The sequence below is a fragment of the Weissella sp. ESL1177 genome, assembly GCF_058107185.1.
In genome coordinates this window covers 1,909,458-1,930,101 of sequence record NZ_CM176591.1, presented here as the reverse complement: position 1 = coordinate 1,930,101, position 20,644 = coordinate 1,909,458, and the positions used below count along the sequence as shown (strand labels likewise).

Below are 20,644 nucleotides of genomic sequence, written 5' to 3'. Positions count from 1 at the left end.
TTAATCAGCAATTTTTTAATAACAGGTATGCCATAAATATCAAAATATAAAAAATTAGACGACAAACTATCGAAATATTTCGATAATTTATCGTCTAATAAGTATTTAGATTTTTAACTGTTAATTAAAACTCATATATTACTTCTATTAATCAGCAAAAACAACTTGTCCATCTTCAAACGCAGCAATTCGAGCTAACGATTCAACATGAATATCTTGTTCATCCAATAAAGAACGACCTTTTTGGAATGTCTTTTCAATAACGATGCCAACACCTACAACTTCAGCTTGTGCTGCTTTGGCAATCTCCATTAAACCGGTTACTGCTTGTCCATTTGCTAAGAAATCATCAATTAACAAAACACGTTCACCTGCATGTAAGAAGCGCTTGTCAATCATAACATGATTTGTTTCTTGCTTCGTAAATGAGTACACGTCCGCCACATATGATTCAGCTGATAATGTGATTGACTTCTTCTTACGAGCAAACACCATCGGTACATGTAAGGCCAAGGCAGCAAAAATTGCTGGGGCAATTCCTGAAGATTCAACTGTTAATACTTTGTCAATTTTTTCATCCGCAAATAGACGTGCAAATTCTTCTCCCATGGCTTGCATAAGTTCAGGATCGACTTGATGATTCAAAAAGTTATCAACTTTTAAAACATCTTCCCCTAAAACACGTCCATCTTGTTTAATACGATCTTCTAAAACTTTCATGTCCCCTAATTAACCTCTTTCTCACGTCCTGGAAGTAACACATTCAACAATACTGCAAGTATTGATGTGACAACAACTGAATTTTCAATCACTAGTTTCACAAGCTCTGGTAAATGTTGAAAAATTTGTGGATACACAGTCACACCGATGGCAGAACCAATTGAAATACCTGCAATCATTAGATTACGTTCTGCATCAAAGTCGACCTGTTTCAAAATAGTGATCCCTTGTACTCCGATTGTACCAAATAAAATAATCATTGCACCACCCAAAACAGATGATGGAATAATTGTTGTAAGTGCACCAAACTTTGGTAACAAACCAATTAATAACAAAATCAAAACAGCGTAGTAAATTGGCTTTCTTGTCTTCACACCCGATAGACGAACGACACCAACATTTTGTGAAAATGTTGAATAAGGAAATGTGTTAAATAGTCCTGATAAAATGACAGCAAGTCCTTCAGCACGGTAACCTTTTGCCATATCTTCATTGGTTAATTTACGTCCTGTTAGATCAGCTAACGCAAAATAAACGCCAGTTGATTCCATCATTGATGTCAGCGCAACAATCATCATGGTAATCATCGCTGACCAATGAAAGGTTGGGGTTGCCAAGAAAAATGGTGTTGGCATATGAAACCAAGAAGCCTCAGCAACTGGTTGTAGCGAAACTTGCCCTAAGAGACCCGCAAAAATGGTTCCTAAAATAATACCTAGTAAAATCGCAATTGACTTCATAAAGCCTTTTGCAAATAAGTTAAATAATAGAATAATAATGATTGTCACTAGCCCAATTGATAAATTAGTTAAACTACCAAAACTCTTGGCAGCCGTATCGCCACCACCCCAATTTTGAAATCCTACCGGAATCAACGTGAAACCAATGACTGTGATCAATGATCCTGTCACAACTGGTGGAAAGTATTCACGTAACCGCGCAAATAATCCACTAATTAGGAAAACAAAGATACCTGCTGAAATCGTTGCACCATACATGGCACCAATGCCTAACGTACTCCCAATATTAATCAATGGTGATACAGTTTGCACCGCTGAACCAATCACAACTGGCATGGCAATACCTGTATAGCGTGTCCCTTTAATTTGAAATAAGGTTCCAATCGCTGTCATAAAAATATCAGCTGAAATCAAGTATGCCATCTGTTGGGCATTAAAATGCAAAGCTGCCCCAATCAATAACGGTACTAAAATACCACCAGAATACATTGCCAAAACGTGTTGTAATCCTAAAATAAGATTACGCAACTTGCCGAAACGGACGGTTGTTGTCCGCGTGTTCGTCTCCATAATTTAACTCTCCTCCAATTTAGACACACACGTAACCACTATCCCAAATCGATATTCGACATGAAAAAAGCACCCACACACGCAAAAAGCATGCAGAATGGGTGCACAAAGATATCAAAACACTATCGGTAGTCCGCTTCTTGGGAAGCAGGTAGGAACTCGTTGGCCATTCTCCAACAATTATACCGACAGTGATTACGTTTTAAGTATTATGTAATTTAATATAGCAGACATTTTGTCATTTGAAAACTATCATGTTCGTATTTCAACAAAAACTTGTCATAATTAGTCGACTAAAAGCCTTTTGGCTGATGTCATCACATCAATCAAATATACAATAAATAACATTTTATTAGTAAAAATTGTTGACAAATGGGGGTAAAGTTTTATATTTTAGCGAGAGTGGTAGAAAAAATGGGCTGGTGTCATGATGATATGCACTATTTAGGAGGTAGCGTATGAAAGAATTTAGAATTCAAAGTTTTGTATTAATTTTAATATCTTTTGTATTAGGGTTTAGCGAGTTTATTATTATCGGTATTCTTGATGATTTAGCAAAAGAATTTTCAGTGAGTGTTGCCACAACGGGCTATTTGGTAACCATCTTTGCATTAGTTTATGCTGTATGTACCCCAATCATTACATCGACATTGCGGAATAATCTGTATCATGCCATGCTTGTTTTGGCACTTGTCTTTACACTTGGTAATGCTTTGACTATTTTTGCACCCAATTATGCGGTTCTTGTTATTTCACGTATCATCGTTGCGATTGTTTCGGGCGCACTGGTATCGCTATCAATGACCTTTGCAACAGTAATTGCTCCTATGGCAAAACGTGCCTGGCTAGTAAGTTGGATTTTTTCTGGCTTTAGTGTTGCTTCAGTTTTTGGTGTGCCCCTTGGTACCTGGATTAGTACAACATTTGGTTGGCGTTTCACTTTTATTGCGATCACCTTACTAAGCATCATTACTGTCCTATTAATTATCAAAACATTACCCCATCATTTGATGCAGGAAAAGCAAGGTCATATTCTACAACAATTTGTTATTTTTAAAGATCCCAGAATTTATTTGAGTGTCTTTATTCAAACTTGTAGTTTGGCAGGTGTCTATGTTTTTTATACATACTTACGCCCGATTTTTTCAAAAACATTGTCGTTTGACCCTGGTTTTATCACCATTCTATTAACGATTTTTGGCGTGATGTCATTAATCAGTAATCAAGCGAGTGGTCGTATTGCTGACAACAAAGGCCTGCGACTCATGCCAATATTATATCTCATTGAATTTGTCGTACTCATTATTATGCCACTGTTGCTTGGCAATGTTTGGTCGGGTACTTTTGATATTATGTTAGTTGGTATTTTGATGTACCTTGTCAATTCACCACTACAACTCCATATTATGGGTGTTGCTGAACGTGATTATCCTCACGCACTCGTTTTGGCTTCATCAATCAATTCTATTTTTTCAAATTTAGGTATTTCATTAGGCTCTGCAGTTGGTGGTATCGTTGTTTCAAACTTTGGTCTAAACAATGTTGGTATCGGTGGTGCCATTTTCACTGCCTTTGCCTTGATCTCAACGATGATGTTGAATCGGGTTAATGCTAAGCAAAAAGGATCAATTTCATAATCGAAAAACGAGGCTAGAACATTCACGTTCTAGCCTCGTTTTACTTATCTAAAATCTAATTGAAGCATTATGAATTAGTTGTCCATCCACCATCAACAACCAATTCTTCCCCTGTCACAAAGCTTGATTCATCTGAAGCAAGGTATAGATATGCATAACCAATGTCTGAAGCATCTGCAACATATGGTGGTAATGCTGCTTTACCCTCATAAGCTTGCCCCATTTCTTCTTTACTCTTAAGACCGGCTTCTTCCGCCATGCCTGTGAATGTCGAACCTGGGTGAACTGAATTAACACGAATGTGATCCTTACCAAACTCTTGCGCAGCGTACTTAGTCAATGAACGCACAGCTCCCTTGGCAGCACTATAAGCCGCACTAAATCCAGTCGCACTCCCACCAACTAAAGCCCCAATTGAAGACGTATTAACAATTGAACCTTTACCTATCTTTTGCATATATGGAATAACGGCTTGCATTCCTAAAAATACAGAAGTTCCATCAATCGCCATCACTTTATTCCATGTATCTAAATCTGTATCAAGAATCCCCTTCGCAATGTGGATTCCCGCATTATTAATTAAAATATCAATTTTTCCGTATAGTTCAACGGTTTTCTTAACAACTCTTTGCCATTCTTCTGGACTTGAAACATCCAAATTTAACGCAGTAGCTTCGCCGCCATTTTGTCTAATATTTTCTGCTGCTTTATTTAATTTTTCTTCTGCTACATCAGTTAAAACAACGCTAGCACCTTCACGAGCAAAAATTTGTGCACCAGCTAATCCCATACCACTAGCTGCACCAGTGATAATAGCAACTTTATTATCCAAACGTCCCATAATACAAGTCCTTTCTTCTACTAAAGTTCTACAGTTACAAATAATTTATCTCTTACCAGATAAATTATAACTTAATTGGGTCGGCTTTGAAAGCGCTTTCTTAATCTTGCGAAGGTAGTAAAAAAAAAGTCCCCTATTGATTGGTAATAATGCCTTTGACCATCAATAGGGGACTATATTAAACACTGCATTTTATGCTAGAAAAAATAAGGTAAATCAGAAGCAACTGACGGGTAAGCAAATAATTGTTGTTCAACATCAGCTTGTGTTAAACCTTGATTAATAGCTGTGGTCAAATAATTGATTAGCTCATCAGCATGACTATTCATCACAGTTGCACCAACTATTTGACCTGTTTCATTCAGTGCCACTCTGATACGAGAAGCCAGATCACTTTGACGATATGCGGTATACCATCTAGTCATATCAATATCATTAACAGTATATCCTTGTTGCTCAGCTGTTTCAGTTGTCACACCGACTTGCGCTAATTTTGGCGTGCCATAAACAACAACTGGTATTGCTGGATAAGTAATTGGTTGTGTTTGACCTAACATTTCATTAACGGCATGGCGTGCTTCAAACGATGCGACGGGAGTTATTTTAGGCACCGGTGAATTTGCAACGTCTCCTATCGCATAAATATGTGGATTACTTGTCCGAAGATGTTGATCCACCAACACGCCGTTATCTGAATACTGGACATTTGCATGATCTAAGGTCAATGTATCATGATTACCAACACGACCAGCTGCACGAACAACTGCACCGGCAACAATCGTATTACCAAAGCTTAACGTGACTTCCAGATCACTATCAACTGATTTAATGTCCGTCACTTCTGTATCAAAATACATTTGAATGCCACGATCATCTAGTTGATCCATCAAGGAATCAACCATCGTTTCATCAAATGAACGCAATAAACGATCGCCACGAATCACTAAACTCACTTTTGTCCCAACGGCTGCCGCAATCGCTGCAAACTCAACCGCAACAAACCCACCGCCAATAATAACCAAGCTATCTGGTAATTCTGGCAAACTCAAAAACGCTTCTGAATCAATGGTCAACTCTGCACCTGGAAATGATAACTCAGCCGGACGTTGGCCAACTGCAATAATCCAGTCCGTTGCTGTTAACGTTATATCTTTTTGATCAAGTTGTTTAATAATAGCCGTCTGCTCATCAACAAATTGGGCTTGACCTGCAAAATGATCGATGCCACTGGCGGTTAAAGATTTCTCAGTTCCTGATGAAATTCCCTCTGTATATTGATTTTTATGGCGCATTAAATCTGGCCAATTAATGGTCAATTGCCCATCAATACCTGAACCCGTTAAAAAATTGGCATATTCTTCTGCTTCAACCGCACCTAATAAAATTTTCTTTGGATCACAACCATAATTTGGACATGTTCCACCCCAAAGATATTTTTCAATGATGGCAACTCGTTTACCCGCATCATGTAACTGGTGGGCTGCTGCTAGTCCTGCTGGACCCGCGCCAATGATTGCAACATCATATTGTTTTGTTTCACTCACTGATTTCATACCATCCCTTCATAAAACATTATCTGCTACCATTATCGCAAACTTTTTATGAAATGTATGGTAATAATGTCTGCGCAAAATGTTCCAAATCTGTCTTATCTTGATCAGTAAACCGACTAAATGTCACAGAATCAATATCAATCACACCAATTCGTTTGCCATCTTCACGTGTTAAAGGGACAACAATTTCGGCATTTGATGCTGAATCACAGGCAATATGGCCAGCATGTTGATGCACATCATCAACGACTATCGTTTCCTGTTTTGCATAGGCCTGCCCAACCACACCAGCACCTGGTTTAATGCGTACAACAGCTGCTTTACCCATAAAAGGGCCTAAAATTAATTCATCACTCGTTTCATCATATAAATAAAAACCCGCCCAATTAACAGTCGCTAAGTTTTCATACAAGATTGCTGCCGCATTTGCTAAATTAGACATTGGAAACTTTTCTGATGCTTCACCTGTAATCCACGATGTTAATAATTGTGATAATAAAGGGGTTGTTTGTGTTTCAGTTGTCATTTTAAAATCCTCCAGTATATAAAAAAGTCCCCAATAAGAACGGATTGTTCTTATCAGGGACGATGTCTCGTGTTACCACCCAAATTCATTTATTTGTCATCAAATAAATCTCTATAGTTCCATTAAAAACCAGGGAAGCTAACGGTTCCTGCCGTGACACCAGCTTGCACTCGTATCATTCTCAGAGCTCATCTTCAAGTTACGTACCAAACACATTTTCATCAACGTAGTGCTTTCTGAATTAGTACCATAACCTTACTATTCTCATCATAGAATCTCTCAACATTCAATTGAACATATCATACAAAGGACCGTAATCTTTGTCAATCTTTTTATGAGAAATCTATCATTTTACAAAGAAGCTGCTAACCATTCTTTGACTTGCTTTGGATTTAAACGTTCACCATTACCAATATGATCAACTTGTTGACCATCCTTAAACAAGACAAATGCTGGAATACCCATCAAACCTTGTTCTTGTGCAATGGCGAGATTTGCATCACGATCTGCATCAAACCAGTTTGCACCAGCAGAAACAGCGTCATTCTTAATTTCTTTTACAAATGGCTTAATTGCCTTGCAATCGCCACACCAATCAGCTTGTAAAAACATGATTTGCTTACCAGGTTTTGCAATTTCTTGACGAATTGTTTCATCATCATTTAATTCTGGTTGATAAAATTCCATGTTCATGCCCTCTTTCACTTATTTATAGTAAGTTTAACAGCTATCAATAGTTGCGTCAAGATAGCTCTCTTTGCTTTGAGTATGAACGATTCATGTTTATTTGACAAGTTAATGATGAATTAAACTTCACGCAAACGTAGATCCTGTACACGTGTTTGACCGATGACACGTAGGAAACGGTAGTAGAACCATGCCAGAACAGCTGGAATTGCAACACCAAAGATACCTAGCAAAACCAAGCCTTGTACGTTATGAGCAAGCAACCAAAGTGGTGCAATCAATGAATTTAGTCCCAGACCAGCAAGCGTGTAAGGCACTTTGAATCCGAAACCAACAACAGCGACAACAGCTGTTACCATGGCAATAACTGCTGGTCCAACTGCTAGAATTGGACGCTTTAACAAGTTAGCAAATTGCACTTTTGGTGTCACCAAACCTTGTGCGATATTTCCACCAATTGTGTTTTGATTAAATGACATCGCAGTGAATGAAACGAATGCAACAGTTGTTCCAATCAAAGCGGCTCCTGAAGACATCGGATCAAGCTGGACGGCAATTGCCAAGGCAGCTGATGAAGCGGGCGTCATCAAGAAAACGAACCATGCAAATGAGACAACCAATGAACCAAGAACTGGATTAACTTGCATTGTGTGTCCTAGTGCACCACTCACCCAGTTTAGAGCTGGTGTTGTAACAGATGCCAAACCAAGACCAGCAATTGAACCAACCATGGTTACCGCAAATGGTACCAAAACCATGTCCAACGGGGTTTTACCCGTCATCCACTTACCAAGCATCGCTGCAACAAGACCAGCCAAGACGGCTGACACAGGTTGACCAGACGTCATAATCTGTGATCCAGCAGCTTGAGCAGCTTCCCACCCTGTTGCTGTCATCGTATGAGCAGCAACACCAGATGTAAAGTAAACACTATTTGCACCAACCGTTGAAGCAATCATTGTTGCACCAATTACCAATGTTGATGTACGCATCATCACAGCAATCGCCATTCCCAAAGCAGGGGCCAGCAACTTTTGTGCAATGTTACCAACTTGCACCAACGCATCCCAATGTACTGCAGTTCCTACCGTATTAACCAACAATCCAATGCCTAAAAATACCAACACTGTATTTGAAACACCTTGTGATACAAGGAATACATAATCCTTCGCTGTCAACTTCTTTTCCTGCTCTTGTTCTTGGGTCATAACACCTACTCCTTTTTCTTTTGGGACTGAAGATACAAAAAACCGCTAGTTAGAAAATCCCTAACTAGCGGTTCACGAATAACAATTCAGTGATAAACTAGTCGGCCTTTTTTCTTAGGCCGACACAAATTGCACGACCATTTTAGTTGATAATAATCAAGTCTAAAATTAAGCCGCGTAATAACGCATTGTTCATGTTGTTCATCATTGTCTTTGTCATCATGTTTGTCTCCGTTTTTATTTGATGTCTTTTATTATGCACCTAAAAATTTGAATGTCAACACTTTTCTTTAATTTAATTTTAATTTTATATTCATAATCTAATAAAAACAGCAGCCTATCAATAAATCAATAGACTACTGTTTAAAAGTTTCTTGCGATTAGTCCAATGGGACGTCAACAACCCAACCTTCAGGACCCTTTTCGTCACCATATTGAATAGCAACCAGACGATCATATAATGCTTGCGTCTTTGGTCCAACTGCTGTTTCTGAATAAAAAACATGCTTTTTACCATGATGTGTAATTGAACCAACCGGTGAAATAACTGCGGCTGTCCCCATGGCACCAGCTTCGGCAAATTGATCCAAATCATTAATACTAATTGTTGTTTCCTCAGGCTGCAAACCCATTTCTTCCGCTAATTGTAACAATGAATATTTTGTCACTGATGGCAAAATTGATGGTGATTTTGGCGTCAAAAAACGACCATCCTTAGTAATACCAAAGAAATTAGCTGATCCTAATTCTTCAATATTCTCATGCAACCGTGGGTCTAGGTAAACCACATCTGAAAAGCCTGCCTTGTGAGCTTGCTCACCTGGTAACATTGAAGCGGCATAATTACCACCAACCTTAGCTTGACCAGTACCACCATGAGCAGCACGGTCAAAGTCACTCGTCACATAGGCTGTTGGTGTTAAGCCACCAGGATAGTATGCACCAACTGGTGTCACAAAAATATTAAAGATATAATCATCACCTGGATGAACCCCAATATCCGGTGTCGATGCAACTAATAGTGGTCGAATATACAATGTCCCACCTGATTCGTAAGGTGGCACAAATTCTTGATTTGCTTTCACAACATCCTTAATTGCTTGTACAAATAAATCTTCCGGATAACCAGCCATTAATAGACGTTCTGCTGAATTAGCCATACGCGCAGCATTACGATCTGGACGGAAAATATTGACCCCACCATCTTGACGTCGATAAGCCTTCAATCCTTCAAACACTTGTTGACCATAATGTAGACCAACAGCAGCCTCACTGATACCTAAATCACTGTCAGTCACTAACTGACCTGGTTGCCAAGCACCATCATGATACTCTGCACGATAACGATAAGGTAAATCATGATAAACAAATCCTAGATTATCCCAATCTAGATCGGATACTTTTGTTTTACTCATTATAAATAAATCCCCCTCTTGCAATTCGGTAATCAATTATTAGAATATTATGAGATGTTTGTCAAGAGCATCTTAATTTATTTTTTAAGAATCATCGTTACAATGAATCACTAATCACTAGCAATTACCAAAAATTAAACAAGGAGGTCTCCTGTCATGAGTATTTTTGAAGAACCGATCTTAGATGCCATCATCGTATTCCCAATCATTTGCCTAGTACTCTATTTACCATTTATGTTAATACAATACCATCGTTACGGTGTTGTCACTGCTTGGCATACATTAATGACCGTTAGTTTTGTCTTCTACTTAACCAGCGCATTTTTTGTAGTCAATTTACCTTTGCCAACAGCTCAACGCATACAACATCTCATTGCCATTAATTATCCGACAATGAAGCTTGATCCCTTGAAAATATTTAAATCATTTATCAAAAGTAATCCCATGATGAATGGTGGCAGTTTACTGGCCGGTTTACTGGATTCTACTGTGACACAAGTCTTGCTGAATATCTTATTAACAATTCCTTTTGGTCTTTACCTGCGTGTCTATTACAAACAGTCATTCAAAAAAACATTATTATTTACTTTCTTATTGACGAGTTTCTTCGAATTGACGCAATTAACAGGCCTTTATCACATTTATGCTCGTCCTTACCGTTTATTTGATGTAGACGATTTGATCCTCAATACACTTGGTGGCATTATCGGTTGGGCATGCGCACCCATTCTTGGAAAGGTATTCCCTTCTCAAGAACGTATGAATCGTGTCACAATTAGTCAACAAGATAGTTTCACCTTGATTCGCCGTGTGATTGCTTTTGTCCTAGATGTCGCATTAAATCTCATCATCTGTCTGGTTTGTTTAGCAGTTTTCCCTAATCACTTGATGCTAATCAATTTTGTAGCAAACATCATCATTTGGGGAATAGTGCCGGCTTTAACTTCGAAAACACTTGGGCAAAGACTCGTTAAAGTCGTTACCCAGACACATCACCAACAAAATTGGCGTACTATCATACGTCACCTATCTGTCATTGGTTTTATTAACTTACTCTTGCCTTCTTGGATGACCATGTTAATTCAAATCGTTTAAATATCAAGATAATATAGACAGGTTTGAAGACAATTATAACGGTCAATTTATTTTGAAATACCAAACAAATTTTCGGCGTTTTTATAAGCGATATTTATACGTACGTTTTCATCAAGTGGAACAGTGTTAATAAACTTTATTTCTTCATCCAATGATTGGAATGGATAATCTGATGAAAACATTATATGGGATTCAGGTACCTCAGAAAGTACATAGTTGAATAAATTTTCATAATGAAATCCCGAAATTGTATAATATAAGTTGTTCTTTAAGTAATAAGGATACGAGTGTTTTAGTTTTCCACCTGTCGCTTTGTATAAACGGTCCATAAAAAATGGTAACCCTTCACCTAAATGTCCAACAATCACTTTCAAATTGGGATGCCGATCAAACACACCCGCCGCAATCATACGTAAAATATGAGTACCCGTTTCAATGTGCCATCCCCATCCACCTGAACTTATCGTCATCTTGGCATAGGAATCATTGACATTGTAGTAGGTGTCCATGATTGATTTAGGTGGTAATGTTGGATGCAGATAAATTGGACAATTCAAACGTTCAGCTTCTGCTAAAATTGGATCAAATCGATCCTCATCCAAGTAATGTCCTTTAATATGGCCATTAATTATCACACCAGAAAAATAACCCGTTTCCATACAACGACTTAACTCTTGGGCAGCTTTAACGGGGACATCAGTTGGAATCGCAGCAAATCCTCGAAAACGTGAAGGATTCTGCTTGATTCCGGCGAGCAATATATCATTGCTTAAATGAGCATATTCGATTGCTTCATCATCTGGTAATAATTCCATGTTAACCGCTGTAATCGATAAAAATTGCATAGATAAACCAACGTCATCCATTTGCTTTATTCTGTAGTCACCGATATTAGATAAATTTTTTACAGCTATATCTAATGCATCTGATGTACCTAATTGTTGCTTTAAAAGCTGCATGTATTTATATCCAGGCGTGCCTTTTTTGGTAAATAACTCTTTTGGGCACCAATGCTCCTCTAATCCAATTAATTTCATTTTATCTCCTCATTTGCTTTATTTGTATCTGTGTATTTACCAATGACAATCATAAAGAACCAAATCAAAACAAACGGTGCGTTTAAATCAAGTCCCCATGTTGGTGCAAAAGGACTAACAAGACTATATCCAAGTAGTAAAATGCCAGCAAGAACAGCACATACCTGAATAATTTTATTGTTTGTTGTCAAGGCAGAAGATAAAAACCATAGTCCTTGGAAACAATGAGCAGCTAAACGTATTGCTAGACATATTGTAATAACTTCGGAATGATTCGAAATACCCAAGGATGAATCCCCCATAATGCTGTAAAAATTATTGATATAAAGTATCCCACTCAATACATCGAGAATAATCCAGTAGGTACCAGCATGTTTTCCCCACTTAGGAACCGGTAACTTCACAATAAAGAAAAACATAGAAAGATGCCATAAAAGTCCAAAGTATTCTCGAACATATTGACCTACACCGCTTGTAAAGATAAATAACGGTGTAGATATCAATAATAGCGCAAAAGAAATTATTGACACTACTTTTAATGACGGCAGATAGTCATCCTCTAATTTGAATGCTAATTTAATTGTTTCCATATCTCTGTCTCCAATCATATTATTATCTATCATGGTTTTTTTGAATGATTATGTTATAGCATCCATTTAGATACGATACAATAGTTCTATAAAATACAGCGCACAAGGGGGCAAAAATGTATCATATAAAAAAAGATCGTCGGTCAATTAGATCAGCTAAAATTATTTCAGAAGGCGTGGCTACTGCTTTAGATACTTACCAATATTCAGAAATCAATATCTCACTTGTTTGCAAAATAACTGGCGTTAGTAGATCCACATTTTACAGGTTATTTGACACACTTGATGATGTGTTACTTTACTTATTTGATGACTTATTTCGTCAAAGTATTGATAAATTCGTCAATTCGTCAAAACATACCGAGTCTTTTGCTGAATCGTTGTTGACTGTTGCAATGAACAATAAGCCACTGGTAAAAACCATTATTAAAAGTGGGAGGATGGATTTATTTACTCACGTTTCTTTGGCAAACGAACGTGAATTGGTTAAACAAAATGACGTCAAGGTCACAAATCAGGATTTATTGTTCGTAACGCCAATGTTGAATCAAATGGCCCTAGTTGTGCTAAAAGTATGGGTAAATAATGGTTGTATTGAGAGTCCAAAAGAATTGTATGCCATCATGAAACATGAACTTTTGTTAATTAGTCATACTATTTAAGTACTTAATACAGTTATTATTTAGTATAACGACATATCACAAGAAATAATGCTATACAATAATGATCAAAATTAGATTATTTCGTCACTAGGTGCAAAGTTAATACTCATTATCTTTGTACATTGATCTCGTTATATTCTCATTCATTTATAACGTAAAACCCCGTAAGTTGGTCTTTATACCAACTTACGGGGTTTATTTTAATCTTTTGTCTCGCTTTTTTTATTATTTGACAACCGCAACAGCCCACTTCTTCTTACCGCGCTTGATAATAACATACTTACCATCATACTTGTCAGCAGGATTGACAACAGCATCTTCATCCTTCAGTTGGACACCATTGATGCGCACAGCTCCATCCTTAACAGAACGCCGAGCTGCTGTTTTTGACTTTTCTAGACCGGCTGCCACAATCAAATCTAATAGCCCAATCTCAGCATTTTGGATTTCAAAAGTTGGTACATTACCAGCTAGTACAGCAACTTCATCAGTTGATAATGTTGCAACGTCCGCATTACCAAATAACACATCCGTCATGACTTCGGCAGTATGCATCGCTTCTTCACCATGCACAAATGTTGTCACTTCTTGGGCCAAACGCCGCTGTGCGTGACGAGCTGCTGCATTTTCTGACAATTCAGCGACTAAATCATTAATTTCTTCTTGTGTTAAGAACGTAAAGAACTTCAACATCTTTTCAACGTCAGCATCTGCTGTATTTAGCCAGAATTGGTAGAATTCAAATGGGGTCGTCTTTTCAGGATCTAGCCAAACAGCACCACCTTCGGTCTTACCAAACTTTGTACCATCTGATTTCAATAGCAGTGGTACCGTTAATCCAAAGGCTGGTGCATCACTTGCAATTAATTTATGAATTAAATCAACGCCATTAGTAATATTACCCCATTGATCAGAACCACCAATTTGTAGACGGACATGCTCACGCTTGTATAATTCATAGAAATCAATCGCTTGCAAAATCTGGTAAGTAAATTCAGTAAATGAAATACCAGCTTCTAATCGTGAAGCCACAACATCCTTTGCTAACATGGTGTTAATTGAGAATAATTTACCATAATCACGTAACATTTCTAACAGTGACATCTTACCAAGCCAGTCATAATTGTTCACGATCGTAAAGCCATTTTCACCAAATAGTTTCACCATTTGGGCACGAATCTTTTCAACATTTGCTGCCACATCTGCTTGTGATAATAATTTTCGCTCTAACTTCTTACCAGACGGATCACCAATTGACCCAGTACCGCCACCTACAACAATAACTGGCTTATGACCAACTAGTTGGAAGCGTTTCAAAATCATAAAAGGAATTAAATGACCAATATGCATTGAATCACCCGTTGGATCAATACCAGCGTATAACCCAATCGATTCTTTACTAACTAATTCACGTAAACCTGCTTCGTCTGTCACTTGGTTAATCGCACCACGCCAAGTCAATTCATTGATTATATCTACTACCATTTACTCTACCTCCAAATTATTTATGTATTTGTTACAAAATTAAAAAGCGCCCTAACCAAGAAAATTTTCCTTGATTAGGGCGCATTAAACGCGGTACCACCTAAATTGTCACTGATTGTGACCACTCAACTATCTTATATCGCAAGATAAACGACCATGTCGTTTTCTGACTGTAATTCAATAATTGGTTTGATTAGTTCACAGCAACCACTAATTCTCTCATTGTCCACCAATTCATCTACTAATGTCTAACATGATAAAACGATTATAGCACAATTTATCATGACTGGTTTATTTTAGAACAAAAGAAAAGAGACCTCTCTCACTAAATGAGTGCAGATCTCTCTTTGTATAAGCAGACCACCACGTACTGCTTATACGTTTTCACCATATCATGTTAACGGGCACCACCCCATTAACAATCCCCTTTTGTTCTAAGAATCCCGTCTTAGAACTCCTTCCGCCTTATTGAGGTTCCTTCACAACCTCAATAAAACCATTATCGGACAGCAGGGAATTGCACCCTCCATAAAGGCGATCCTAGGACATCACTCCTTGACCAACTGCATCCCCGACAACAATATTATTATAGCATATTTTATTTCAAGTGAAATATTGTATCCCCGCTAATTCCTGTTTGCTTTATTATTTCATCTGATAATCGTAATAAATGTGTCGTCAACTTAGTTACTTCTGGCAAATGGTTCGTTTTTAATCCTGCCAATGCTAAAGCTTGTGCATCCCATTCATCAGCAACGAAATTATACAATCCTGTGCGCGCCGCATATGCCCGTGAAGTCACATTAATATTGAATAAACGATACATCAAATAACTTTGTAAACTCATGTAGTGCATGGCTTGTTCATAAATATCAGGTCGTTCATTTTTTAGCCATAAAATTAAAATTAATGGTGTCGTATCCATAAGTGGCAAACCCATTTTACGTTGTAACTGACCCGTCACGCCATTCATTGTCAATGCATCAACATATTTTTGAGTATCCGTACCATAAATAACCGGGGTTAATGGTACAAAATCTTTATCTAATGGTATTAACCCATCAACCACAATTTCAGAAAAATTAATCGTTTGTATGTCATCATTTGTATTTGCATGCACTGTTGCCCCAATTTGCTTTAGCACTTCAAGTACTTGGTGAAATACTTTTTCTGGTGTGATCGTTGCATAATTCGTTTCTGCTGGTACTTGCCACTCAGCTTGTTGACAGGTGTTATTTTCATCAATCAATGTCGTCTGAATTGCCAGCATCGAAACGTCAATATTTAGTGTATATTTCATAATGACTCCTCTAGGTTAATATTACCTATTATACGCTAGACAAACAAAAACACCCAACAGTTTCCCGCTGGGTGTACTTTCACAATTAAAATATTTGTTGATCGTACTAAGTAAAAATTACTTAGCAGCATCCATTGCATGACCACCAAAACCATTACGCAAAGCTGATACAACCTTACCAGTAAATGTATCTTCTTGTAATGAACGGTAACGCATCATCAATGACAAAGCGATAACTGGTGCTGGTACTTGCAAGTCCAATGCTTCTTCAATTGTCCACTTACCTTCACCAGATGAGTGCATCACACCTGAAATCTTATCAAGCTTAGGATCCTTTGAGAATTGCTCTTCAGCCAATTCCATCAACCATGAACGAATAACTGAACCATGGTTCCATAACTTAGCAACAGCCTCGTAATCGTAATCGTATTGAGAAGCTTCCAAAACTTCAAAACCTTCAGCGATAGATTGCATCATACCATACTCGATACCATTGTGAACCATCTTCAAGTAGTGACCTGAACCTAATTCACCAGTGTATAGGTAACCATCTTTTTCAGCAATACCTTCAAATAATGGCTCGATTGTCTTCCAGGCCTCAGCGTCATCACCACCGATCATGAAGTTTCCACCGTTACGAGCACCTGACATACCACCTGAAGTACCAGCATCAAAGAACTTAATACCGGCAGCAGTTGTGCGCTTATTTTGCTCCAAATTGTCCTTGTAGTTTGAGTTACCACCATCAATGATGATATCTCCTGCAGACATCTTTTCAATCAACGTATCAATCGTTGAGTTAGTTGGCTTACCAGCTGGTACCATTACCCAAACAACCTTTGGTGATGGCAAAGCTGCTAGCATATCATCTAAATCAGTAACACCAGTAACAGCATCTGAATATGAATCAGCTTCTTTAACTGAATCTGCACTCAAATCATAAGCAACTACTTCATGACCGTTATCAACGGCATTCTTTACCAAGTTCAAGCCCATCTTACCAAGGCCGATCATTGCGAACTTCATGTGTGTACCCCTTTATTTCTTGTGTTTTTTTCTACTCCATTATTATAATGCAAAAGTTTTTCACATTGCAAGTTTTTTGTTGTAAAATGTTTTCATAAGCTATTTTAGGTTGTTTCATTTTGGGAACACCCTAAAATTTGTTAAGGAGATATTATGGCACAATCAGGTTTTGCTCGAATTCGGTCGATGCGTGACCAGTTGACTGGTTCAGATAATAAAATCGCAACGTTTATATTAAAAAATCCCAATGAAATCCGTTCATTAACTATTCAAGAATTAGCAAACGCCGTTGGTCTATCGACGGCCACCATTTCCCGTTTTGTTAAGCGTGTTGGCTTTAGCTCATTTCGTGAATTTTCATTGAGTCTAGCAAGTGCTCCGACAACGGAAAATAGTTTTTTTGGTGAGATTGATCAAACAGATACACAAGACAACATTGTCCGTAAAGTATTTAGTGGTGCTGAAAATGCACTGGAAGCAACGTTAAATCTCGTGAAATCCAATGATTGGGCTATCGCAACTGACTGGTTGATCCAAGCCCAACATGTTGGGTTATTTGGTATTGGTGGCTCTTCTATCGTTGCCTTGAATGGCTATCATAAATTTTTAAGAACACCCCTACATATCGAGCAACATCCTGATTATGATGTGCAGTTAATGCAAGCCGTCCATATGAATGAAAATGATGTGGCCATTGTTATTTCTCACTCAGGTCGCAATCATGGCACGCTAAATATTGCACGTCGTTTACGCATGAATAATGTTAAGATTATCGCCATCACCGGCCATCCAAAATCAGAATTAGCAAAATTGGCTTCATTGACTTTGGCAAGTGCTGCAGAGGAAGTTAATATTCGTAGTGAATCAATGTCATCATTAATTGCGCAACTAACCATTATGGATAGCCTATTTACCTTGGTTGGTGTGCAATTAGGTGATGAAACGCAAGCTGTTGTTGATAATATCCGTGCAACGATTGAAGATAGTCGTGAATAATTTTATTTAAAATATAGTGTGACAAAAGACGTTTAAAGGCGTCAATCTACCAATTGATAGATTGACGCCTTTTCATCCGTTTATAACAACTGATGTCCTAACCCTTTAAATTTTTTATAATTGTTTTGGTGTTAATTCATTGAGAGATCGTAACCAGTTACCTGTTGCTGTATCCGTTGTGTGCACTTTGAACGGTGTCGTTGAATAAACGGTCATCACATTTTGCCAATTAATTTGATTTTTAGTGAAAAATGATTTTGCCAACTGCTGAATATTCTCATTCGTCACAGTTGCTAATTGACCGGCATTGTCAAAACGCATCAAATACCAATTAATAGCCAATTGTTGTGCAACAAGCTGTGCAATATCAACCACTTGATGTGTTAACAACAAGCGTTCCTTCGTTGGCACTGCTGGTACCTCTTTATTCAAAAAATGGTAAAATTTTGGCCACTGACCAACAATTAATGCATAAAACTGCCAAGGTACCTTCGTCGCAATTTTTGTGATCGTCTGCGTTGTTAGTTGCGTGACATCCAAATTATTTTCAGTTGCGTTGCCTAATTGCTGACACCACTCTGACAAAAAACGTTGCATCGTTTCATTAACTAAGTTAGATGATGATTGTTGGGTTAAGACAAACCGTCCCTGCAAGAAATCACCAACATCAGCCATCGCCATGTTAGCATCTGTCTGTTGTTGTGCGCGTTGTTTAAATTGACGTCGTTTTTTATTAGTACTTGTGCCCGCATAATGTCCTTGTTTTACCAAAACTTTCCCCTTTAACTAGCGATCTGATCGATTCAACAACCAAGAGACAATAATCACAATAATCACAGCACCAATAATTGATGGGATAATAGCCATCCCTGCAAGATGTGGCCCCCATTCGCCAAACACCTTCTCACCTAACCAAGAACCAACTAACCCAGCGACAATATTCGCAATCCAACCCATCGAGCCACCACGCTTTGTGACTGCGCCTGCAATTGCACCGATTACTGCACCAATAATTAATACCCAAATAAAATGAAACATGCTTTATTCTCCTTACTTACTTTTAATAATTAACTACCTATGTTACAATGACAAAAACAGGGAGGACAATATCATGTATTTAACATTTTCAGATACCGCTAAACAGCGAATTTCACCCTTATTAACAGCAGACACACGCATTGCACTAGACTTAGACGATGGTGTTGGTCCCTTTTCGAATGCCGCAACTTGCACATTTGATGTTGCTTTTAACTTAGTACTTTGCCAAGTAAACGATCTATCTAATGATTTCAACGAAACAATTGATAGTAACTTAGGTCCTGTCTATATTAAAGATTATACAACAGAACAATTGGACAATGAACTGAAACTAGATGTTGATCGTTACCTACGATATAGCTTGTCTAGCGATGCTGGTATGCTAGACCCTAGTGTTACTTTGCGCAATTTACAACCAACAAGATAATGATATAATGTTAGGACTTTTATTGACGTCCGCAACTTAAAAAACAGGAGGTTACCCATTTTATGTGGATAACTTCCTGTTTTTTAATTGTTTAAACAGCGTTATTTTGACCGCATGCTCATTTTTATGACTTAAATCATGTTAGCAATCGCCAAATAAATTGGTACTAAAATAATTATCAGTAACGTTGAAATAGTAATCACATTACTTGCATATTTTGTATCACCTTTGGCTTGACCAACTAATAGTGCCATCGCCGTTAAGGCAGGCATACCTGACATTAAGAAAATAACTTTGACGCCTAAATTAGCCAAAGCAAAGGGCGTTTGTTGTACTAATTTTAACATTATAAATATCACAGCAGGACCAATGACAAAACGAGCCAACAAAGCTATAATTGTATCACGTTCAATTTTTAATGAACTAAGACCTGCATCGGCAATAATAATACCTAAGTATAACAAAGCTAATGGTGTCACCAAACCACCAATCATATTCAAACTTGAATCTGCTAATTCTGGTAATGGTAAGCCAATCAACAACCAAATAATACCAACTAAGAAACCTAGCACGGGTGCTGGTAATAGCTTCTTCCAATTGAACGAAGTTTCTGCTGCTTTTTCCTTCGTATCATTTTGAATAAAGAAAATACCAACGGCCCAGGTAGAAACCGTATTAACCAAATAATATACCAAATAATAAGGCATTGCTTTCTCACCGAAGATAGCTAAGGTTAATGGTAACCCGATAAAAATAACATTGTTGTTAGTAAACGTATTTATCATAATACCACGACGACCGACACGAATTCTGAATACTTTATTTGCAATAAAACTCAGAATGTAAAGTACAAAGAAGGCCAAGGCAACAAACAAAACACTCATACCAAAAGTACCTAGTAATTTACGTGTTAAGTTTTCTTGAATCCCAACAAATACTGAAATTGGCAAAGCAATATTAACAATTAAAAATTCCAAATCTTTTTTAAAAACATCGTGAAAATGATCTTTCTTACGTAAATAAATACCAATCAAAACAACAAAAATAATTTTAATGATACTATTTAGCGAGGTTGCTATCGCATTCATGCT

21 protein-coding genes and 1 riboswitch are annotated in these 20,644 nt (G+C 37.6%); of the genes, 5 read left to right on the top strand and 16 right to left on the bottom strand.

Annotated elements, in window-relative coordinates; all coding sequences use genetic code 11:
- Window positions 1-147 precede the first annotated feature (147 nt).
- Window positions 148-720 (bottom strand): xanthine phosphoribosyltransferase, encoded by a 573-nt coding sequence (locus AC3B5D_RS09305; RefSeq protein WP_489840310.1) that lies wholly within the window; start codon window positions 718-720, stop codon window positions 148-150.
- A 5-nt stretch (window positions 721-725) separates the two neighbouring features.
- Window positions 726-2,030, bottom strand: a complete 1,305-nt coding sequence (locus tag AC3B5D_RS09300; protein WP_489840311.1) for a nucleobase:cation symporter-2 family protein — start codon at window positions 2,028-2,030, stop codon at window positions 726-728.
- Window positions 2,031-2,139: 109 nt separating this feature from the next.
- Window positions 2,140-2,238, bottom strand: a riboswitch (purine riboswitch).
- A 250-nt stretch (window positions 2,239-2,488) separates the two neighbouring features.
- Between AC3B5D_RS09300 and AC3B5D_RS09295 the strand changes: the two genes are divergently transcribed.
- Complete coding sequence (locus AC3B5D_RS09295; protein WP_489840312.1) at window positions 2,489-3,667, top strand: MFS transporter; 1,179 nt, start codon at window positions 2,489-2,491, stop codon at window positions 3,665-3,667.
- 67 nt (window positions 3,668-3,734) lie between these two features.
- Here AC3B5D_RS09295 and AC3B5D_RS09290 read toward each other — a convergent pair whose 3' ends face one another.
- From AC3B5D_RS09290 to AC3B5D_RS09265, 6 genes are all read right to left on the bottom strand, one after another.
- Window positions 3,735-4,508, bottom strand: coding sequence for an SDR family NAD(P)-dependent oxidoreductase (locus AC3B5D_RS09290; RefSeq protein ID WP_489840313.1), 774 nt, complete (start codon window positions 4,506-4,508; stop codon window positions 3,735-3,737).
- Between the two features lie 197 nt (window positions 4,509-4,705).
- Complete coding sequence (locus AC3B5D_RS09285) at window positions 4,706-6,061, bottom strand: dihydrolipoyl dehydrogenase family protein (RefSeq protein ID WP_489840314.1); 1,356 nt, start codon at window positions 6,059-6,061, stop codon at window positions 4,706-4,708.
- A 46-nt stretch (window positions 6,062-6,107) separates the two neighbouring features.
- Complete coding sequence (locus AC3B5D_RS09280) at window positions 6,108-6,587, bottom strand: GAF domain-containing protein (RefSeq protein WP_489840315.1); 480 nt, start codon at window positions 6,585-6,587, stop codon at window positions 6,108-6,110.
- Between the two features lie 351 nt (window positions 6,588-6,938).
- Entirely contained in the window at window positions 6,939-7,274 is a 336-nt protein-coding gene (locus tag AC3B5D_RS09275) for a thioredoxin family protein (RefSeq protein ID WP_489840316.1), read from the bottom strand.
- 119 nt (window positions 7,275-7,393) lie between these two features.
- Window positions 7,394-8,482, bottom strand: coding sequence for a PTS sugar transporter subunit IIC (locus AC3B5D_RS09270; RefSeq protein ID WP_489840317.1), 1,089 nt, complete (start codon window positions 8,480-8,482; stop codon window positions 7,394-7,396).
- A 380-nt stretch (window positions 8,483-8,862) separates the two neighbouring features.
- A complete protein-coding gene (locus tag AC3B5D_RS09265) occupies window positions 8,863-9,897 on the bottom strand; it encodes a branched-chain amino acid aminotransferase (protein ID WP_489840318.1) in 1,035 nt (344 codons plus the stop codon).
- A 156-nt stretch (window positions 9,898-10,053) separates the two neighbouring features.
- Here AC3B5D_RS09265 and AC3B5D_RS09260 point away from each other — a divergent pair, with 156 nt between their 5' ends.
- Complete coding sequence (locus AC3B5D_RS09260; RefSeq protein WP_489840319.1) at window positions 10,054-10,992, top strand: VanZ family protein; 939 nt, start codon at window positions 10,054-10,056, stop codon at window positions 10,990-10,992.
- 47 nt (window positions 10,993-11,039) lie between these two features.
- Here the strand turns inward: AC3B5D_RS09260 and AC3B5D_RS09255 are convergent, their stop codons facing one another.
- Both AC3B5D_RS09255 and AC3B5D_RS09250 read right to left on the bottom strand, forming a co-directional pair.
- Window positions 11,040-12,029 (bottom strand): amidohydrolase family protein, encoded by a 990-nt coding sequence (locus tag AC3B5D_RS09255; protein WP_489840320.1) that lies wholly within the window; start codon window positions 12,027-12,029, stop codon window positions 11,040-11,042.
- Complete coding sequence (locus AC3B5D_RS09250) at window positions 12,026-12,619, bottom strand: hypothetical protein (RefSeq protein ID WP_489840321.1); 594 nt, start codon at window positions 12,617-12,619, stop codon at window positions 12,026-12,028. The genes AC3B5D_RS09255 and AC3B5D_RS09250 overlap by 4 nt, the downstream gene beginning before the upstream one ends.
- A gap of 116 nt (window positions 12,620-12,735) precedes the next feature.
- On the opposite strand from AC3B5D_RS09250, the gene AC3B5D_RS09245 reads away from it, so the two are divergent.
- Window positions 12,736-13,281 carry a TetR/AcrR family transcriptional regulator gene (locus tag AC3B5D_RS09245; RefSeq protein WP_489840322.1) on the top strand — a complete coding sequence of 182 codons (546 nt, stop codon included), beginning with the start codon at window positions 12,736-12,738 and terminating at the stop codon, window positions 13,279-13,281.
- Window positions 13,282-13,506: 225 nt separating this feature from the next.
- On the opposite strand, the gene tyrS is transcribed toward AC3B5D_RS09245, so the two are convergent.
- The 3 genes from tyrS to gnd all read right to left on the bottom strand — a co-directional run bounded on the left by tyrS (window position 13,507) and on the right by gnd (window position 17,092).
- Window positions 13,507-14,766, bottom strand: coding sequence for a tyrosine--tRNA ligase (gene tyrS / locus AC3B5D_RS09240; protein ID WP_489840323.1), 1,260 nt, complete (start codon window positions 14,764-14,766; stop codon window positions 13,507-13,509).
- A gap of 598 nt (window positions 14,767-15,364) precedes the next feature.
- Window positions 15,365-16,066: an FGGY family carbohydrate kinase gene (locus AC3B5D_RS09235; RefSeq protein WP_489840324.1), complete on the bottom strand. Its 702-nt coding sequence runs from the start codon at window positions 16,064-16,066 to the stop codon at window positions 15,365-15,367.
- 117 nt (window positions 16,067-16,183) lie between these two features.
- A complete protein-coding gene (gnd, locus tag AC3B5D_RS09230; protein WP_489840325.1) occupies window positions 16,184-17,092 on the bottom strand; it encodes a phosphogluconate dehydrogenase (NAD(+)-dependent, decarboxylating) in 909 nt (302 codons plus the stop codon).
- Between the two features lie 153 nt (window positions 17,093-17,245).
- On the opposite strand from gnd, the gene AC3B5D_RS09225 reads away from it, so the two are divergent.
- The gene (locus AC3B5D_RS09225) at window positions 17,246-18,088 is read left to right on the top strand and encodes a MurR/RpiR family transcriptional regulator (protein ID WP_489840326.1); all 843 of its coding nucleotides are present in this window, start codon (window positions 17,246-17,248) and stop codon (window positions 18,086-18,088) included.
- Between the two features lie 114 nt (window positions 18,089-18,202).
- Here AC3B5D_RS09225 and AC3B5D_RS09220 read toward each other — a convergent pair whose 3' ends face one another.
- Entirely contained in the window at window positions 18,203-18,859 is a 657-nt protein-coding gene (locus AC3B5D_RS09220) for a hypothetical protein (RefSeq protein WP_489840327.1), read from the bottom strand.
- 15 nt (window positions 18,860-18,874) lie between these two features.
- Entirely contained in the window at window positions 18,875-19,126 is a 252-nt protein-coding gene (locus tag AC3B5D_RS09215) for a GlsB/YeaQ/YmgE family stress response membrane protein (protein ID WP_489840328.1), read from the bottom strand.
- Between the two features lie 73 nt (window positions 19,127-19,199).
- Here AC3B5D_RS09215 and AC3B5D_RS09210 point away from each other — a divergent pair, with 73 nt between their 5' ends.
- On the top strand, window positions 19,200-19,553 hold the full coding sequence (locus AC3B5D_RS09210; protein WP_489840329.1) for an iron-sulfur cluster biosynthesis family protein: 354 nt from the start codon (window positions 19,200-19,202) through the stop codon (window positions 19,551-19,553).
- 131 nt (window positions 19,554-19,684) lie between these two features.
- Here AC3B5D_RS09210 and AC3B5D_RS09205 read toward each other — a convergent pair whose 3' ends face one another.
- Window positions 19,685-20,641, bottom strand: coding sequence for an AEC family transporter (locus AC3B5D_RS09205; protein WP_489840330.1), 957 nt, complete (start codon window positions 20,639-20,641; stop codon window positions 19,685-19,687).
- Window positions 20,642-20,644: the final 3 nt, after the last annotated feature.

What these genes read in the sequence shown, in the direction of transcription:
- AC3B5D_RS09285 (WP_489840314.1), bottom strand. Translation starts at nt 6,061, where the DNA reads ATGAAATCAGTGAGTGAAACAAAACAATATGATGTTGCAATCATTGGC.
- AC3B5D_RS09215 (WP_489840328.1), bottom strand. Translation starts at nt 19,126, where the DNA reads ATGTTTCATTTTATTTGGGTATTAATTATTGGTGCAGTAATCGGTGCA.
- gnd (WP_489840325.1), bottom strand. Translation starts at nt 17,092, where the DNA reads ATGAAGTTCGCAATGATCGGCCTTGGTAAGATGGGCTTGAACTTGGTA.
- AC3B5D_RS09255 (WP_489840320.1), bottom strand. Translation starts at nt 12,029, where the DNA reads ATGAAATTAATTGGATTAGAGGAGCATTGGTGCCCAAAAGAGTTATTT.
- AC3B5D_RS09205 (WP_489840330.1), bottom strand. Translation starts at nt 20,641, where the DNA reads ATGAATGCGATAGCAACCTCGCTAAATAGTATCATTAAAATTATTTTT.
- tyrS (WP_489840323.1), bottom strand. Translation starts at nt 14,766, where the DNA reads ATGGTAGTAGATATAATCAATGAATTGACTTGGCGTGGTGCGATTAAC.
- AC3B5D_RS09275 (WP_489840316.1), bottom strand. Translation starts at nt 7,274, where the DNA reads ATGGAATTTTATCAACCAGAATTAAATGATGATGAAACAATTCGTCAA.
- AC3B5D_RS09210 (WP_489840329.1), top strand. Translation starts at nt 19,200, where the DNA reads ATGTATTTAACATTTTCAGATACCGCTAAACAGCGAATTTCACCCTTA.
- AC3B5D_RS09265 (WP_489840318.1), bottom strand. Translation starts at nt 9,897, where the DNA reads ATGAGTAAAACAAAAGTATCCGATCTAGATTGGGATAATCTAGGATTT.
- AC3B5D_RS09280 (WP_489840315.1), bottom strand. Translation starts at nt 6,587, where the DNA reads ATGACAACTGAAACACAAACAACCCCTTTATTATCACAATTATTAACA.
- AC3B5D_RS09300 (WP_489840311.1), bottom strand. Translation starts at nt 2,030, where the DNA reads ATGGAGACGAACACGCGGACAACAACCGTCCGTTTCGGCAAGTTGCGT.
- AC3B5D_RS09270 (WP_489840317.1), bottom strand. Translation starts at nt 8,482, where the DNA reads ATGACCCAAGAACAAGAGCAGGAAAAGAAGTTGACAGCGAAGGATTAT.
- AC3B5D_RS09245 (WP_489840322.1), top strand. Translation starts at nt 12,736, where the DNA reads ATGTATCATATAAAAAAAGATCGTCGGTCAATTAGATCAGCTAAAATT.
- AC3B5D_RS09225 (WP_489840326.1), top strand. Translation starts at nt 17,246, where the DNA reads ATGGCACAATCAGGTTTTGCTCGAATTCGGTCGATGCGTGACCAGTTG.
- AC3B5D_RS09235 (WP_489840324.1), bottom strand. Translation starts at nt 16,066, where the DNA reads ATGAAATATACACTAAATATTGACGTTTCGATGCTGGCAATTCAGACG.
- AC3B5D_RS09260 (WP_489840319.1), top strand. Translation starts at nt 10,054, where the DNA reads ATGAGTATTTTTGAAGAACCGATCTTAGATGCCATCATCGTATTCCCA.
- AC3B5D_RS09290 (WP_489840313.1), bottom strand. Translation starts at nt 4,508, where the DNA reads ATGGGACGTTTGGATAATAAAGTTGCTATTATCACTGGTGCAGCTAGT.
- AC3B5D_RS09250 (WP_489840321.1), bottom strand. Translation starts at nt 12,619, where the DNA reads ATGGAAACAATTAAATTAGCATTCAAATTAGAGGATGACTATCTGCCG.
- AC3B5D_RS09295 (WP_489840312.1), top strand. Translation starts at nt 2,489, where the DNA reads ATGAAAGAATTTAGAATTCAAAGTTTTGTATTAATTTTAATATCTTTT.
- AC3B5D_RS09305 (WP_489840310.1), bottom strand. Translation starts at nt 720, where the DNA reads ATGAAAGTTTTAGAAGATCGTATTAAACAAGATGGACGTGTTTTAGGG.